The following is a 14560-nucleotide window of genomic DNA, read 5'->3' as shown; positions in this document are numbered from 1 at the left end:
AAGATATAGCCAAAGGAAGATTAGCCGTTGCGTTTAAAAGACCAGCGGCTTTTCTTTTGGTTGTATCAGATTACTTCCTGCTCCAGGTCGTATTGCACCTGCTGCATCTCAGAGTTGGCTTTCTGAACCATTTCTTCCAACCTGTCTAAAGACACATGTATACTTTTATGCATGGCTGCCCGCTGGTTTTTGGCAACCGGATAGGTAAGTGAAATCAGGAAATCATAATTTAAGTTTACCTTACTTGCCAGATCTGCATAAAGTGCCGGGGTATACTCCTTTGCAAAAAGCTCTAGTACCTGGGTGCCAGGTTGGCAAAACACGATATTGGTGAGCCCTGCCCCATGCGGTGAAATGATATACTCTGCATTTTTAAATAATGCCACCTGCTCTGCAAGCGTCAATTCACTTAGCAATACTTTTTCAAAGCCATACTTCTGTAACAGTGCGACAACTGCCTCTTCGTTCTCAATATTTCGGTAATTACTGTCCTGGCGGCTTATGTAGATTCGTTTAGGAGTAATGGCTGTGCGTGGCGCTATTGGCAAAAAACTGTCTCTCAAGAAACTGCAAACCCAAGCGGGGATGTGTTCAATGTTCCGAACAAATGTAGAAGTATAAAGTGTATCCGCCTGAATGTGCCTGATCTGGTGCCCCTCTACAATTTTAGTGGTGTCTATGCCCAAAAGTCGCAAGGTATCTCTTTGATAAGAGAGGTTGCTGCTGGGCACCACAAACCAGTCTACCTCATCAAACCAACCTGCCTTTTGAAGTAAGTGTATGCGTGGCAGCGAATCGATCATCCAGTGAAAATAGTTTGATTCGCCACTGCCTCCGATTAAAGTATGGAAAGCACTGCCCTTTAAGTACATTGGTGTAGTAAACCACTTCTGCTTAAAAACAAGGTTATCAGCCGGGTTCGTGGATCCCACCTGCAACGAAATGTCACCAATCAACTTATTATCTTCCGCTACTATGGCTGCATAGTCTACTGCGTTTGTGCAAATCCTCCCGGACTTTACAGAAACTACCATGGCTGGTGGCTGCACTCCACATTGCTGAACAGCAATATGGTATTTGTTTGACCCTAATAGCATTTCCGGGACATTTAGTTTAGAAGCTTCGGGAGGGTATATTTCTACAGTTTCAGATCCGGTGGTGGTTATATAGTCTCTAAGCGTAGGGTAGAAACCGGCAGGTCTGTAGTTTATATTGTGAGGAACAAGCCGGTCAACAATGCAGTCCAGTTTCCTTAGGGCTTTTCGGATTAGGTTTGGCATAGGTATACAAGTAATTGTTTTAATGGCTGGTAGTATGTTTCTGGTCCAGCCTTAGCATCAACTACAGGTATACTAGTATGTATATATAATGTTATAGATTATTCTAATAAATAATATATTTATTTTTTTTGTATTGTTCTTCTAAGCAGATGTAATCGGGAAATAACAGCCATTTCCAGCATAAAATCTGACAAGAAGTAAATTAATAAGTTATGCAAGAGAACTATACACTCATCAGCCACTCTTTTGCCTGCTCTTCACTATCAAACAGTTTTACCTCCAGCAAATCCCCAATTCGCTGGTGCAGTTGATGAAACGACATCTGGCCATAAATGCCAGGGGCTAAAACCTGTGCCATGTAGCGCATGCCAAGCTCGATGGCTTGCGGTGTCCATCGTTGTGAAATCCAGTCGTTGGCAAAATCCCAGGGGCCAATAAGTTCTTTGTGGCTGTTAAGCAGTTTCGGGTTAGGATTCTTTCGCATCTCATCCAGGAATACCAGACCACCCTCCATTATGGTATCCATGGTTTGGATGCCTGTCCAGCGGGCAAACAGGTAATCATCAGACACACGTTGGAGTGTGGCATACAGGTCCCCGTTTTGTTTGGTAAACTCAATGGTGGCAGGGTTTGTTTTTGATAGCTTATAGGGCATGATAAATATCGAATGTGCAAGTTGGTTAAGGTAAAAATAAAAGGGCTTTAGATTTTATCTAAAGCCCCCAATCAATCAGTCTTATACTTATTTTAGTTTCAGGTCAACCAGGATCTGTTCGATCTTAGCATTCAGTTGTTGCTCCACTGCCTCAAACTGCTCTTTACTTTTAAGCGGCTCATTAACGCTGATGTAAAATTTGATCTTTGGCTCGGTACCAGACGGACGTGCTGAGATCTTGCTGCCATCTTCGGTTAGGTATTGTAACACATTAGAGCTTTCCAGACCTAACCTGGTTTCTTCACCGGTAATCAGATTCTTGCGTGTGCTCAGTTTGTAATCACTCACTTCCACTACTTTAGAGCCTGCTATACTTTGCGGCGGGTTGCTGCGCATGTCTGCCATCATCTGCTGTATCTCTTCGGCACCGCGCTGCCCTTTTTTAGTGAACGACACCAGTTCCTCTTTGTAGAAGTTATACTTCTCATACATCTCCACCATCATTTCGAACAGGGTAAGGCCATTGTCTTTTGCCACAGCGGCCATTTCCGCGATCAGGGCGCAGGCTGAGATGCCGTCTTTGTCACGCACAAAGTCACCTATCATATAGCCATAGCTCTCTTCACCGCCTCCGATATAGAGTTCTTTGCCCTCTACTTCGCGAATTTTCTCGGCAATGTATTTGAAACCGGTCAGGGTCTCGTACATTTTTACATTGTAGCTGTCGGCAATGTCTTTGATCAGATCTGTGGTTACAATGGTCTTAACGATAAACTCTTTGCCTGTAAGTTTGCCGGCTTTTTGCCATGCCTGCAGCAGGTAGTTTATTAAAAGGGCACCGGTTTGGTTACCATTTAGCAACTCAAACTCGCCTTTCAGATTTTTAACGGCAATGCCCACACGGTCAGAGTCCGGGTCTGTGGCCACTACCAGGTCGGCGTCAATTTCCTTTGCCTTGTACAGGGCTAGTGTCATAGCCTCTCTCTCCTCCGGGTTAGGGTAAACCACTGTCGGGAAATTACCGTTCGGCACAGACTGCTCTTCCACTACATGCAGGTTGGTAAATCCAAAGCGCTTTAACACCTCCGGCACCAGCGTAATTCCAGTTCCGTGTAGCGGCGAATAAACAATTTTAAGGTCATGCTGACGCTTGATGGCATCTTGTGAAATGGACAGGCCCAGCACTTTCTCGATATATGCCTCATCCAGTTCCTTGCCTAACATGTGAATTCTGGCCGGGTCTGGCTGGAACTTCACTTCATCAATAGAGCTGATTCGGTTAACTTCTGCAATGATATTTTTGTCGTGCGGGGCAGTTACCTGTGCGCCATCGTTCCAGTATACTTTGTAGCCGTTATACTCGCGTGGGTTGTGCGATGCTGTTACCACCACACCGCTCTGGCAACCCAGGTGACGGATGGCGAACGACAGCTCCGGCGTAGGGCGCAGTTCTTCAAACAAGTATACTGTTATACCATTCGCCGAAAAGATGTCTGCCGAAATTCGTGCAAACTCAGGGGAGTTGTTGCGGCTGTCGTGTGCTATGGCGACCTTAATCTCCTGATCCGGGAAATTCTGCTTCAGGTAATTGCAAAGCCCTTGTGTGGCCATGCCAAGGGTATAGCGATTCATGCGGTTGCTTCCGGCGCCCATAATGCCACGCAAACCACCCGTGCCAAATTCAAGGTCTTTGTAAAAGGCGTCGGAAAGCGCCTCGTGTTCTTCACGCTCCAGCAGCGTGCTTATTTCGCTTTTTGTTTGCTCGTCATAGTTGCCGGCAAGCCAGCTGTCAATTTTTTCACGTATGGTTGGTTCTATCATAGTCGTGTTTGGCAATGTAATGTATAGTTTTGAGGTTATGATTGTCGCGTGCCCATACTGCAGCTTATTGAGCAGCTGTTCACGCTGTAAGTATACTTGCTTCAGAGCTTAGTTCACAAAAAATCACACCAGCTTTCTATGTGCACAGGCACATCCGAAAGAACTGGTGTGATCAATGGTTGTAATGTAAAGTAAATTACCCAAATATACACTGGGTACTATACTTAATTTTATACTAAAGGTTTCCGCGCAGGGCCTGCTCGCGCTCTATAGCCTCGAACAATGCCTTGAAGTTGCCTTTGCCAAAAGACTTGGCCCCTTTGCGCTGGATGATCTCATAAAATACTGTTGGTCTGTCTTCTACAGGTTTAGTGAATATCTGTAGAAGGTAGCCTTCATCATCTCGGTCAACAAGTATGTTCAGCTTTTTCAGGTCATCCATGTCCTCGTCAATTTTTCCGATGCGCTCAATCAGGTCCTCGTAGTAAGTATCCGGTACATACAGGAACTCAACGCCACGGCTGCGCAGGTCGGCCACTGTCTTCAGGATGTCGTTAGTGGCTACGGCAATGTGCTGAACACCGGCTCCGCGGTAAAACTCCAGGTATTCATCAATCTGGGATTTCTTCTTGCCTTCGGCCGGCTCGTTTATCGGGAATTTGATATAGCCATTGCCATTCGATACTACTTTAGACATCAAGGCAGTGTACTCTGTGCTGATATCTTTATCATCAAAAGTAAGCAGTAGGTTGAAGCCCATTACTTTTTCATAAAACTGCACCCAGTCATTCATCTTGCCCAACTCCACGTTGCCAACACAGTGGTCAACATAACGCAGGCCAACCGGCTCTACCTGCAGCTCAGAAGAACGCGCCACAAAGCCAGGCATAAATGGACCACTGTAGTTTTTGCGCTCCACAAAAGTATGGATCGTGTCGCCGTAAGTATGGATTGAGGCCACCTTTACTTCGCCGTGTTCGTCGGTAAGCGTTTTAGGCTCCATGGCAGGTTTTGCGCCACGCTCCACGGTACCTCTGAAAGCTTCTTCTGCATTGTCTACCCACAGGGCCAGTACTTTTACACCGTCGCCGTGCTGGTGTACGTGCTGGGCTATCTCAGAATCAGGGTTAATGGCAGTGGTAAGAACAAAGCGTATTTTATCCTGTACCAATACATATGAGGCACGGTCGCGCACACCTGTTTCTGGTCCGGCATAAGCCACTAGCTTAAAACCAAAGGCAGTTTGGTAGAAATGTGCTGCCTGCTTGGCGTTACCCACATAGAACTCGATGTGGTCGGTGCCATTAAGAGGCAAGATATCTTTATGCATTGTATCTGCTGTTTTTGTACTGGTATCCATAGTCTGTTGCAATAGATTTTGTAAAATATTATGTAAAAATACAGCTTTTAGGGTTTTAACAAAACCAAAGCCCTGCCGGAGTTAAATTATCGTAGTGTTTACTTGCAATTACTGCAGCATGTTTTCAACTTTGTAAAAAAAGAAGACGCTATGAACGCAAATGCCCTTAACAGCGCTATTGTTGCCATATTGGAGAAAAAGCAGGAACTAAACTCATTGGATTACAACGATGAGCGTTATGATGATATTGAAGAAGAACTCCATGACCTGGAAGATGATTTCAACGAGGAGTACGGCGACTACCTGGAGGATGTACTGGAAGACGTACATGGTAAGATAAAATCTGACGCAGACATTCTGTTGCCAACAGCATACCTTGCCAGCTCTCTAGACGGGAAGGAGCTTGAAGAAGGAGAAGAAAGTGAAGGGGTTTGGGTTGAGTCAGATTCTTTCCCGGGGGTTGAGATGCGCCTGGTACTGGTTGCTAACCCGCCGCGTGTGTTGCTTATACTTTCTGATCAGGAGCGTGTACTCTGGAAAGCTGAGTAATTAGACTCATATACAAAAACATAGAAGGGCTGCAGGTAAAACCTGTAGCCCTTTCTTTATGCATGTGAACGTTTAATTACAGAATAATATGTGTATAGATAAAGGTGAAAAAAATAGTGACTCAATTAAAAGCAGGTTTTTACTCTAGTTAACGTCAGTTGGAATCTCATAGAATCTTAACTGAAGTATTTTCAGGCCGTTATTATCGTAATTCCAGTAGTAATCCTCCAGCGCATCATCAAATAATGGATAGCGTTCATCTTTTCCGTCACCATCTAGGTCTGCATATATGTATAATAGATCTCTGGAGACGTTTGTGAATGAGGACTTACCTTTATTTCTGACAGAAACCACGTTGCCGCTACTGCAAATATCTTCTTGCGTTTCTACAACTGTGGCGCAGGTTGTCATAGTAGAGCCACCTCCTGGTTTGCCTAGTGCACGTGCCCACACCGAATATTCAGTAATGCCATCGTTTTCTGGATCAGGATTAGGTAATTGGAAAGCAGCGGAACCGTCTGTGCCATTAGCATCCAGTACTTGGAACGTTTCTCCCTCAGCAAGCATGATCTTGCTATTACCCTCAAGATTTACGAAAATTCTGTGGCCATTATTGCCGTCCATGCTGGCTTCTTTACCTTTTGGTACTCCAATAATGTTGAGGTTGTAATGTGCGCCGGATGGAGCGCCGTTACCTGTGGCTAAAGAGCTGGAGGACGCACCCAGGGTGGCGGAAGGTGCAATGTCCTGGCCCTCAGAACATCCTACAGTAAACATTGCCGGGATAGCCAGCAGCGCGAAAAGCTTAAATTTGTTCATGAATAAATTGTGTTTTAATGGTTAAAAATATGAATATTGCAGTGTTACGCTCAAGGTTGATATATGTTGTTTAAACAATGGTGTTAAAACAATAAATTGCATCGTTTGTAATTATTTTGATAGGTTATAAAGCCTGGTAGGAAGTTTGAAATCTTAAATGATGGCTTGTATGGAGATGAGGTAAGTATATCTTACAGTATAAAAATATTTCATAATTGTATTAAAAAAGTATTTTAAAATTTAATAATAAAATAAAGAATGCAGATGGCTTATACTTTAAAGGCGTAAATAATGCCGGACTTTATTCATCTTGGTTTTGATAAAAACTTATGGGCCAGAAGTATATATTACAGGATTACGCTATATTTAAGAGTGTCAATACTTAAACGCGTTACACCTAAGCCATGAAAAAGACCATTGCCCTGATAGCCCACAACAGCCGTAAGAACGATATGCTGAACTGGGCAAAAGTTAATATTAACCAGTTGCGTGAACACGAGCTGATAGGCACTTCCAACACATCGCAGTTGATAAACGATATGCTGGACCTGGATGTGAAGGCATTTGGCCATGGCCCGAGTGGTGGTGATATTATACTGGCTGCAAAGATCTTACAGGGTGAGGTGCACAAGGTTATCTTCTTCATCGATGCTGAAACGCCACATGGTCACGAGCACGATATCCAGACATTAATCCGGACCGCGGTTATCAATAACATTCCGATTGCGCTTAACAGAGCATCCGCTGATCTTATAATTCAGGATAGCTTTTAGTTCTGGCGGTCTTCTGCTTAGTTGTGCTTAAACAGGAAGCATCCATAGATGATTATTTCCTGGTTATACTTTAAAGAAGTATAATTAACTCATTTGCGATTAACCCACCTCTAAAGCGCTGCGCTCGCTAGCTCTCAGGGAGGCTTACATCCAATGCCGGCAACTTAAGGCAAAAGCACTATCGGACTTTTTTGTCCGAAAGTAAAACTGCCAGGGGACAAGGATATCCGAGTCAGCTTTATAAAATCCTTAAATTGGCGGCATTGGGTCGCGACCTGTCCGAAGAGTGCTGTCAGCAATGAAACTTAAAGCTAAGATAAGTAAAGCCAGAAAATCCCCCTCTTGGGAGGAGCTGGTGTGTGTCATTCTATTTTTTGCTGGCGCGGATCTGTGATCCGTGACTTGTTATACAGTTGGATTTGCAATTAGGAGTGTTCGGAAGTTGACCTAATTTAGAATGAGTACTCTTTTAAGATGATCAATGTGAGTCTAAAAGATAAACAACTATCTACATTAAGTTACTTAGGCTCTTCTTCCGACCACTCGTAATTTGCAATCCAACTGGGCCAGAGGCCCAAATAAAGTTAATCAAGAGCGAGGGCGCTCGCGCTATGACAATATAATTTGTAGAATGAAACGACCCTACCTCTTGAGATGGGCTGGGGTGTGTCAATCTTCTACAGAAACTCCGCTCTTTGGTCAAGGAGGGGGGCAGTGGCAGGGGGTGGTAATGCAAAATTTCCCCTCTTTTAGATTAGCCAAAACGAGATTTTGAGCTAGCGAGATTAGCTATCAGGGATGTGTTTTACACCTGCCTGGTTTATCATATATCGCAACTTGAGTTAACTCTAGGCTGCCTGGGACGCAAACGAAGACAATGCACCTAGAGGGTGGTTTAAAACAGCAGCGCTACAAACGCAACTGGGATAAAGACAATGATGGCAGTATCAGTAAAAAGAAGTGTATACCGATGGTGTATCGATGCTTTGAGACACAAACAGAGACGGCATGCTGGGTTCAAATGAATACAATTCCAGGTATAACAGGTACTATGGGCTAGAGATCGGTGCCCTGAAAAAAGAAAGCCTGCCATTTGGAAGTATGGCAGGCTTTCTTTTTCTAGAATCCTAGTTTTTCTCTCACGCGCTGTAAGACAGGGGCAGCAATGGCTTTTGCTTTTTCAGCGCCTTCCATCAGTTTTTTATCAACTTCTTCCAGGTTACTCATGTAGTAGTTAAACAGTTCACGCTCCTGTGCATACTTGCGAATAATCAGTTCGTAAAGTGCCTGCTTGGCATGTCCGTAGCCATACCCGCCGGCAAGGTAGTTGTCTCGCATGGTGGCTACCTCGTCTGGCGATGCCAGTAAGCTATAGAGTTTAAAGATCGTGTCGCTATCTGGATCTTTGGGCTCTTCCAAAGCCTTGCTGTCTGTCACGATGCTCATAACGGTTTTGCGCAAAGGCTTCTCCGCTTCAAAAATATCAATGGTGTTGCCGTAAGATTTACTCATCTTTTCACCGTTCACACCTGGTATCGTCATCACCGATTCATCCACCTTTGCCTCTGGCAATACAAATGTTTCCCCGTAAGTATGGTTGAAAGAGCTGGCAATATCGCGGGTAATTTCGAGGTGCTGGATCTGGTCCTTGCCTACAGGCACAAAGTTGGCATCATACATTAAAATGTCAGCAGCCATCAGCACTGGGTATGTAAACAAACCCGCATTAACATCAGACAAGCCTCTTCTGGCAGATTTGTCCTTGAAAGAGTGCGCGTTCGCCAGCATCGGGAATGGCGTAAAGCAGTTCAGGTACCAGGTTAATTCTGTCACCAAAGGCACATCAGACTGACGGTAGAAAATGTGCTTGTCTGTGTCGAACCCAAAAGCCAGCCACGCCGCTGCCACGGCATATGTATTGCTGCGCAGCAATTCTGCATCACGAATGGTGGTAAGCGAGTGCAGGTCTGCAATAAAGTATAAAGACTCCTGCTCCGAGGATCTGGAAAACTCAATAGCTGGAACGATCGCGCCCAGTAAGTTGCCCAGGTGGGGCCTGCCTGTAGCTTGAATTCCGGTTAGATAACGTGCCATTTACTGTATTTTGTTATGTTAGGCACGCAAGATAAGTTAAAATGCCTTTTTTTAGAAGCCCAAGCTATAATAAGAGCACAATGCTAACTACGCTGCTTTTTCAAAGTATAGTTGAGCTTAGACTTGATCTGTTGCTGATCTTTGCCAAGCAGCTTTATACTTCCGTCCTTCTGGTACTCAAAGTATAGCAAATCTTCCTTGCCGTCGGGGATGAGCTGCAGGATTTTGGCGTTTGGGTTTTGCTTGTTACCGATGGCTACGAACCACTTGCCTGTTACCGTATAGGTGCTCTGGCTTACCGTTTTACCTAGATATTTCTGGTTAAGTACAAACGTTTTGCTCTTAGTCTTTCCCCCTTCCTGAAGCAAAAGCTCTATCTCAATACCCTGGCAATCGGCGCAAGGGAGAGTGCCTTTGTAGGTGCCCAGATAAGCTGCCTTAGGGTTTTCAGTTACAGTATAATCTTTAGTGGGTGCACTTGGCAGTTTTGCCTGGGCTGTGGTATAAAACAGGGCAAGTGCCGAAAAAAGGGAAATGGCGATTGACTTTTTCATAAAAATAAAATTGAGTGAAGCGTAAAAAGTCCAGCATCGAATTCCTTTAGGTGTTGAATCGGGGTGTTTATACTTTTTTAACTGGCAAAGGCGGTAAATATTGTATGTTGCTGTTAAAAGCCTGTTGCTATTAGGTTGGAACAATTACACATGCCTATAAAAAATAATGGTTAGCGAACAGTACTATACTGAACCTAACCATCGTAAATCAACCAATCCAAATAAAATCTCTATAAAATCATAGGCAAATGTCTAATTAAAAAAACAGGTAGTAGTATTAATAGGGTTATGTGTTGGCCACAACAATGGTTGAAGGCAGTTGTTTCTTCTTAAATATTGTTTTCCAGTTGGATACAAGTATGGCAAAAAGTATAAGCGCCACGCCCAGCCATTGCACCGGCCAGACATCCTCCCGCAGCACTATCCACGACATGAGTACCGCCACAGGCAGTTCGGCAGCACTAAGTATGGCGCTGAGCCCTAAACCGGTTTTAGGTATGCCGTAGGCAAAAAGCACTGGTGGCAGCACCGTGCCGAAAACGGATAATACCAGGCCCCATTTAAACAAGCCATTAATAAGCGCCCCATTAACAAGGAATACAGGAGGAAACACGCTAAAAACAAGCACAGTGGCTCCTGTCAGCATGATGGCGCTCTTTGTAGTCGGGTGCAGCGAGTTGCCTATCTTTCCGTTTATCGCCAAAAATATGGTATAGGAGAATGCAGCCAGTAAGCCAAAAGCTATGCCTGTCCAGTCGAAAGCCGTAGGCTGGCTGGAGAAAAGCCTCCCGGCCAAAGCGGTTCCAAGTAACACCAGAATCACCATACTTACCTGCGATGCCTTTGGCATTTTGCGTTTCATCACCGAGTCAAGCGCAAGGCTCATCCAGGTAAACTGCATCAGTAAAAGTATGGCAATGGAGGCCGGAACGGTTTGTACGCATTTGTAGTAAAAAATGCTTACCAAACCAGTACTGGTGCCCAAAGCAGCGAGTTTTAGCTTTTCCCTGAACGATGTGCCGCTGCGTTTGCTGCCCAGCAGCTGTCGCAACAACACTATCACCCAAAGAAAAATCAACCCAAAAAATACCTGAGTGCCAGTCACGTCACCCAAGGTAAAGCCTTCTTTATATGCTAATTTTACAAAAGTCGAAAGAATCCCGAAGCTGCACGCTCCAAGAAAGACCATAATGCTTCCTCTGAACACAATTGTCCCTCCAAAAAAAATACTAAAACAAAAATGGAAATAGCTGGGCTGTGTAGCAGCCCTAGATTTAGGAAAGGGATACTCTTACAAGTCGTGTAGTACGTAACCTGTAATAAAAATTTGTGTATGTGCTAAGTGAGCAGGCATTTTTTATTTTGCAAGGCTGCAAAGGTAGTGTTAGTTGGTTATACTTTGCAAGTATAATTTGAAAAAAATTAAACCTCACTTTCAAGCGCAGCCCTCTCTGTAAGTGTTTCTGCTTGAGTTTCACCTAAATAGTTGTCGATCAGGGCATGGGCAATGTATAGCAAAGGTGTAAGTATAACCGCCACCAAAAACTTGTACAGGTAATTTAACGCCGCCACCGACAGCACCAGCTCCATGGACCAGTTGCCGAAAAGGTAAAATGCGATAAACAGCACCACGAAACTGTCGATCAGCTGCGATACGAGTGTGGAGCCTGTGGCGCGGAGCCAGATCATTTTGCTACCTGTATACTTCCGCAGCCAATGAAACACCGTGGCATCCAAGAACTGGGAAATAAGAAAGGCTATTACAGAGCCGATGATGATGCCAAGCCCCTGGCGGTAAATGGAGTTAAAAGCGAAGTCAATATTGTACGGATTGCCCTGTTGGTCAGTACTGTTAAGTTCCAGCCAGAATGGGGCAGGGGGCAGGCCCGTAACCAGCGTGATCACCAGGAAAGCATATAGTATAAGTATAACGGTAAGCACGCTCACCCGCTTCACGCCGCTTTTGCCAAAGTACTCATTTATGATATCGGTAGTAATAAACACCACTGGCCAGATGATCACTCCGGCAGACAAGTTGAAATCAAGTTTGGTGTCGCCAAGAAAAGGAAGCTGCGCGCCTGGCAGGCCGAAAATGGCCTCACCCGAAAAGATCTTGACCCCAATCAGTTCTGCCAGCAAGGCATTGGCAATGAATATACCGCTGAGTACCAAAAACAGGGTAGTGCGTTTCTTTTCAGGAGAAGCTGATGAACGGGCCATTAGGTTTATACTATGGTAATTGGGAAATGCAAAATTACGAAATATTGGCAAGGAGCCGCACCATAACTGCCGATTGTGAGGTATTACTCCTCTACTGCAAACACGGTGCCCTCTACTGCCAGTTCAGCGTCCGGGAATACTTGCCTGGCCTCTTGCAAAAGTGGTGTAAGGTCTTTGTAGCGCACCGAGAAATGACCAAGCAGAAGCTTTCTAACCGAAGCCTGAGCAGCCAGTTGCGCAGCCTGAATAGTGGTGCTATGGAAAGTATAGGCAGCCCTTTCGCGCAGGTCATCCATAAAGGTAGCTTCGTGGTAGAGCAGGTCTACGTGCTGCACATAGGGCACAATATCAGGTTTATAGCGGCTGTCGGCGCAGTAGGCGTAACTTCGGCTGCGTTTTGGCTCACCTGTCACGTCCTGGTAGCTAACAAGCAGGTTGCCTTGATCGTCCTTTATGTCCTCGGCCCATTTAAGCCTGACAAGTTGCGGTGGTGTGAGGTGGGGTGGCAGCTTGTCCTTCAGCAACGGACGGGGCTTTAGCTTTTCTTTAAACAAGAATCCACAGCACGGAATGCGGTGCTCCATCGGGATGGTGTGTACCGTGATCTGCTTGTCCTCGAATATCTTTTTATGGCACGTGCTGTCCAGTTCATGAAATATCAGCGGATATACCAGGTTAGTGCCGGAGTATTTGAGTTGTAAGCTTAAGATCTCGGATAAGCCGGGAGGGCCGAAGAGATGGAGTGGCGCCTGACGCCCCTGCAGGTGCATGGTTGAAAGTAAACCTGCCAGGCCAAAATAATGGTCGCCGTGTAGGTGGCTGATGTAGATGTTTGAAATGCGCTGATGCTTTATTTTGTAAAGCATCAGCTGCATTTGTGTTCCTTCGCCGCAGTCAATCAGGTGGTACTGGTTACCAATGGTTAAAACCTGGGCGGTATGGTGTCTGTTTGCCGATGGAGTGGCCGACGAACTGCCAAGTATTCTGAGTTCGAATTCCACCACAGGCGGCCGTTAATTAGTCTTCCTTGTTTGTAAGGTCCTGCTCAATCTCGTGTAAGAACACACGGTCAATCGCTTCTTCAACGGTTGGCAGGATGTTTAATACAGACTCTAGTTTAGAGATTGTGATCAGTTTCATCACGTGGTCCTGAAGGCCGGTAAGTATAAGCAAGCCGTTTGATGAGTTGCAAAGACGGTTTGCGATCAGGATAGAGCTCAGTCCGGAAGAGTCGGTATATTTAACGTTGTTCAGGTCTAGAATCAGGTTGGTGATCCCTTCGGCATTCAACTTCACGAACTCTGACTTAAGATCGGGTGCGATGGAAGTGTCAAGTTTCTTCTCATCTATCGTGATGATGGTGTAGTTTTCTTTCTTATCAATCGTGTACTTCATAGATCTACCTATAAGGATTTAAAAGCAAATGTACCAAATCTACTTTAGAAATTGTAATCTTTGGTGTTAAAAATGTTATCTGCTAGCTGCTCTTCAATTCTGTTCAAAGCATTGCTATAATCTTGTTTTACAAAGGCTTTGCCGGTGAAAACCTCAAATAACTCTATGTAGCGATCCGAAATTCCGGCCACTACTTCGTCAGTCATTTCGGGTATTTGTTGCCCTTCTTTGCCCTGAAAACCGTTTTCGATGAGCCACTGCCTCACAAACTCTTTTGAGAGCTGGCGCTGTGGCTCCTGGCTGGCCTGCCTCTCGGCATAACCATCGCTGTAAAAATAACGTGATGAGTCCGGTGTGTGTATCTCGTCGATCAGATAAACTTCGCCGTTATACTTGCCAAACTCATACTTGGTATCCACCAAAATAAGCCCTCTTTGCTGCGCAAGCTCCGTGCCGCGTGCAAAAAGTGCCCTCGTATAGCGCTCTAATTTAAGGTAATCTTCCTCAGAAACAAGGCCCTTTGCTAAAATTTCTTCACGCGATATGTCTTCGTCGTGGCCTTCGTCTGCTTTGGTAGTGGGGGTAATGATAGGTGTAGGGAGTTTGTCGTTTTCACGGAGCCCCTCGGGTAAGCTTACACCACAAACGCTTCTTTTCCCTGCCTTATACTCCCGCCAGGCGTGTCCGGCTAGGTAGCCGCGAATCACCATCTCCACTTTAAACGGCTCGCAGTTATAACCTATGGTCACGTTCGGGTCAGGGGTGGCAATAACCCAGTTTGGCACTATGTCCCTGGTTGCCTCCAGGTTAAGGCTGGCGATCTGGTTAAGCACTTGCCCTTTGTATGGAATGGCGCGTGGCAGCACTACATCAAAAGCGGAAATACGATCTGTGGCAACAACGGCTATCTTATCTCCGAAATAGTAAACGTCACGAACTTTGCCTTTGTAAAATCCGGTTTGGCCGGCAAATGAGAAGTTAGTTTCTTTAATAGCCTCCATTTGGTGTGTTGTGTAGTGGTAGTGCAAAGTTAACTATAT

At 45.1% G+C, this 14560-nt stretch carries 14 protein-coding genes; 2 read left to right on the top strand and 12 right to left on the bottom strand.

The features are described 5' to 3' along the window. Window positions 1-65: 65 nt before the first annotated feature. The 4 genes from AC4BAP_RS17765 to hppD all read right to left on the bottom strand — a co-directional run bounded on the left by AC4BAP_RS17765 (window position 66) and on the right by hppD (window position 5086). On the bottom strand, window positions 66-1280 hold the full coding sequence (locus AC4BAP_RS17765; RefSeq protein WP_490584022.1) for a glycosyltransferase family 61 protein: 1215 nt from the start codon (window positions 1278-1280) through the stop codon (window positions 66-68). Window positions 1281-1503: 223 nt separating this feature from the next. Beyond that, window positions 1504-1935, bottom strand: coding sequence for a hypothetical protein (locus AC4BAP_RS17760; RefSeq protein ID WP_490584021.1), 432 nt, complete (start codon window positions 1933-1935; stop codon window positions 1504-1506). 87 nt (window positions 1936-2022) lie between these two features. Then, a complete protein-coding gene (locus AC4BAP_RS17755) occupies window positions 2023-3756 on the bottom strand; it encodes a phospho-sugar mutase (RefSeq protein ID WP_490584020.1) in 1734 nt (577 codons plus the stop codon). A gap of 235 nt (window positions 3757-3991) precedes the next feature. Next, on the bottom strand, window positions 3992-5086 hold the full coding sequence (gene hppD, locus AC4BAP_RS17750) for a 4-hydroxyphenylpyruvate dioxygenase (RefSeq protein ID WP_490584019.1): 1095 nt from the start codon (window positions 5084-5086) through the stop codon (window positions 3992-3994). Window positions 5087-5266: 180 nt separating this feature from the next. On the opposite strand from hppD, the gene AC4BAP_RS17745 reads away from it, so the two are divergent. Then, the gene (locus tag AC4BAP_RS17745; RefSeq protein ID WP_490584018.1) at window positions 5267-5665 is read left to right on the top strand and encodes a hypothetical protein; all 399 of its coding nucleotides are present in this window, start codon (window positions 5267-5269) and stop codon (window positions 5663-5665) included. Window positions 5666-5809: 144 nt separating this feature from the next. Here the strand turns inward: AC4BAP_RS17745 and AC4BAP_RS17740 are convergent, their stop codons facing one another. Continuing rightward, a complete protein-coding gene (locus AC4BAP_RS17740; RefSeq protein ID WP_490584017.1) occupies window positions 5810-6484 on the bottom strand; it encodes a hypothetical protein in 675 nt (224 codons plus the stop codon). A 404-nt stretch (window positions 6485-6888) separates the two neighbouring features. On the opposite strand from AC4BAP_RS17740, the gene AC4BAP_RS17735 reads away from it, so the two are divergent. After that, window positions 6889-7257, top strand: a complete 369-nt coding sequence (locus tag AC4BAP_RS17735; RefSeq protein ID WP_490584016.1) for a methylglyoxal synthase — start codon at window positions 6889-6891, stop codon at window positions 7255-7257. Between the two features lie 1119 nt (window positions 7258-8376). Here the strand turns inward: AC4BAP_RS17735 and trpS are convergent. From trpS to AC4BAP_RS17700, 7 genes are all read right to left on the bottom strand, one after another. Next, window positions 8377-9351, bottom strand: coding sequence for a tryptophan--tRNA ligase (gene trpS, locus AC4BAP_RS17730; protein ID WP_490584015.1), 975 nt, complete (start codon window positions 9349-9351; stop codon window positions 8377-8379). 83 nt (window positions 9352-9434) lie between these two features. Continuing rightward, window positions 9435-9905, bottom strand: a complete 471-nt coding sequence (locus AC4BAP_RS17725; protein WP_490584014.1) for a copper resistance protein NlpE — start codon at window positions 9903-9905, stop codon at window positions 9435-9437. A 286-nt stretch (window positions 9906-10191) separates the two neighbouring features. Next, window positions 10192-11094 (bottom strand): EamA family transporter, encoded by a 903-nt coding sequence (locus tag AC4BAP_RS17720; RefSeq protein WP_490584013.1) that lies wholly within the window; start codon window positions 11092-11094, stop codon window positions 10192-10194. A gap of 233 nt (window positions 11095-11327) precedes the next feature. Continuing rightward, the gene (locus tag AC4BAP_RS17715; RefSeq protein WP_490584012.1) at window positions 11328-12125 is read right to left on the bottom strand and encodes a queuosine precursor transporter; all 798 of its coding nucleotides are present in this window, start codon (window positions 12123-12125) and stop codon (window positions 11328-11330) included. Between the two features lie 83 nt (window positions 12126-12208). After that, window positions 12209-13126 (bottom strand): ribonuclease Z, encoded by a 918-nt coding sequence (locus AC4BAP_RS17710; protein WP_490584011.1) that lies wholly within the window; start codon window positions 13124-13126, stop codon window positions 12209-12211. 16 nt (window positions 13127-13142) lie between these two features. Continuing rightward, window positions 13143-13520, bottom strand: coding sequence for an STAS domain-containing protein (locus AC4BAP_RS17705; protein ID WP_490584010.1), 378 nt, complete (start codon window positions 13518-13520; stop codon window positions 13143-13145). Between the two features lie 44 nt (window positions 13521-13564). Further along, window positions 13565-14521: a phosphoribosylaminoimidazolesuccinocarboxamide synthase gene (locus tag AC4BAP_RS17700; RefSeq protein WP_490584061.1), complete on the bottom strand. Its 957-nt coding sequence runs from the start codon at window positions 14519-14521 to the stop codon at window positions 13565-13567. Window positions 14522-14560: the final 39 nt, after the last annotated feature.

Source organism: Pontibacter sp. GD7 (genome assembly GCF_058216375.1).
This window is presented reverse-complemented; position numbering and strand designations above follow the sequence as displayed.

Coding starts and splice junctions, on each gene's coding strand:
- AC4BAP_RS17765 (WP_490584022.1), bottom strand. CDS start 1,280: ATGCCAAACCTAATCCGAAAAGCCCTAAGGAAACTGGACTGCATTGTT.
- AC4BAP_RS17760 (WP_490584021.1), bottom strand. CDS start 1,935: ATGCCCTATAAGCTATCAAAAACAAACCCTGCCACCATTGAGTTTACC.
- AC4BAP_RS17755 (WP_490584020.1), bottom strand. CDS start 3,756: ATGATAGAACCAACCATACGTGAAAAAATTGACAGCTGGCTTGCCGGC.
- hppD (WP_490584019.1), bottom strand. CDS start 5,086: ATGCATAAAGATATCTTGCCTCTTAATGGCACCGACCACATCGAGTTC.
- AC4BAP_RS17745 (WP_490584018.1), top strand. CDS start 5,267: ATGAACGCAAATGCCCTTAACAGCGCTATTGTTGCCATATTGGAGAAA.
- AC4BAP_RS17740 (WP_490584017.1), bottom strand. CDS start 6,484: ATGAACAAATTTAAGCTTTTCGCGCTGCTGGCTATCCCGGCAATGTTT.
- AC4BAP_RS17735 (WP_490584016.1), top strand. CDS start 6,889: ATGAAAAAGACCATTGCCCTGATAGCCCACAACAGCCGTAAGAACGAT.
- trpS (WP_490584015.1), bottom strand. CDS start 9,351: ATGGCACGTTATCTAACCGGAATTCAAGCTACAGGCAGGCCCCACCTG.
- AC4BAP_RS17725 (WP_490584014.1), bottom strand. CDS start 9,905: ATGAAAAAGTCAATCGCCATTTCCCTTTTTTCGGCACTTGCCCTGTTT.
- AC4BAP_RS17720 (WP_490584013.1), bottom strand. CDS start 11,094: ATGGTCTTTCTTGGAGCGTGCAGCTTCGGGATTCTTTCGACTTTTGTA.
- AC4BAP_RS17715 (WP_490584012.1), bottom strand. CDS start 12,125: ATGGCCCGTTCATCAGCTTCTCCTGAAAAGAAACGCACTACCCTGTTT.
- AC4BAP_RS17705 (WP_490584010.1), bottom strand. CDS start 13,520: ATGAAGTACACGATTGATAAGAAAGAAAACTACACCATCATCACGATA.
- AC4BAP_RS17700 (WP_490584061.1), bottom strand. CDS start 14,521: ATGGAGGCTATTAAAGAAACTAACTTCTCATTTGCCGGCCAAACCGGA.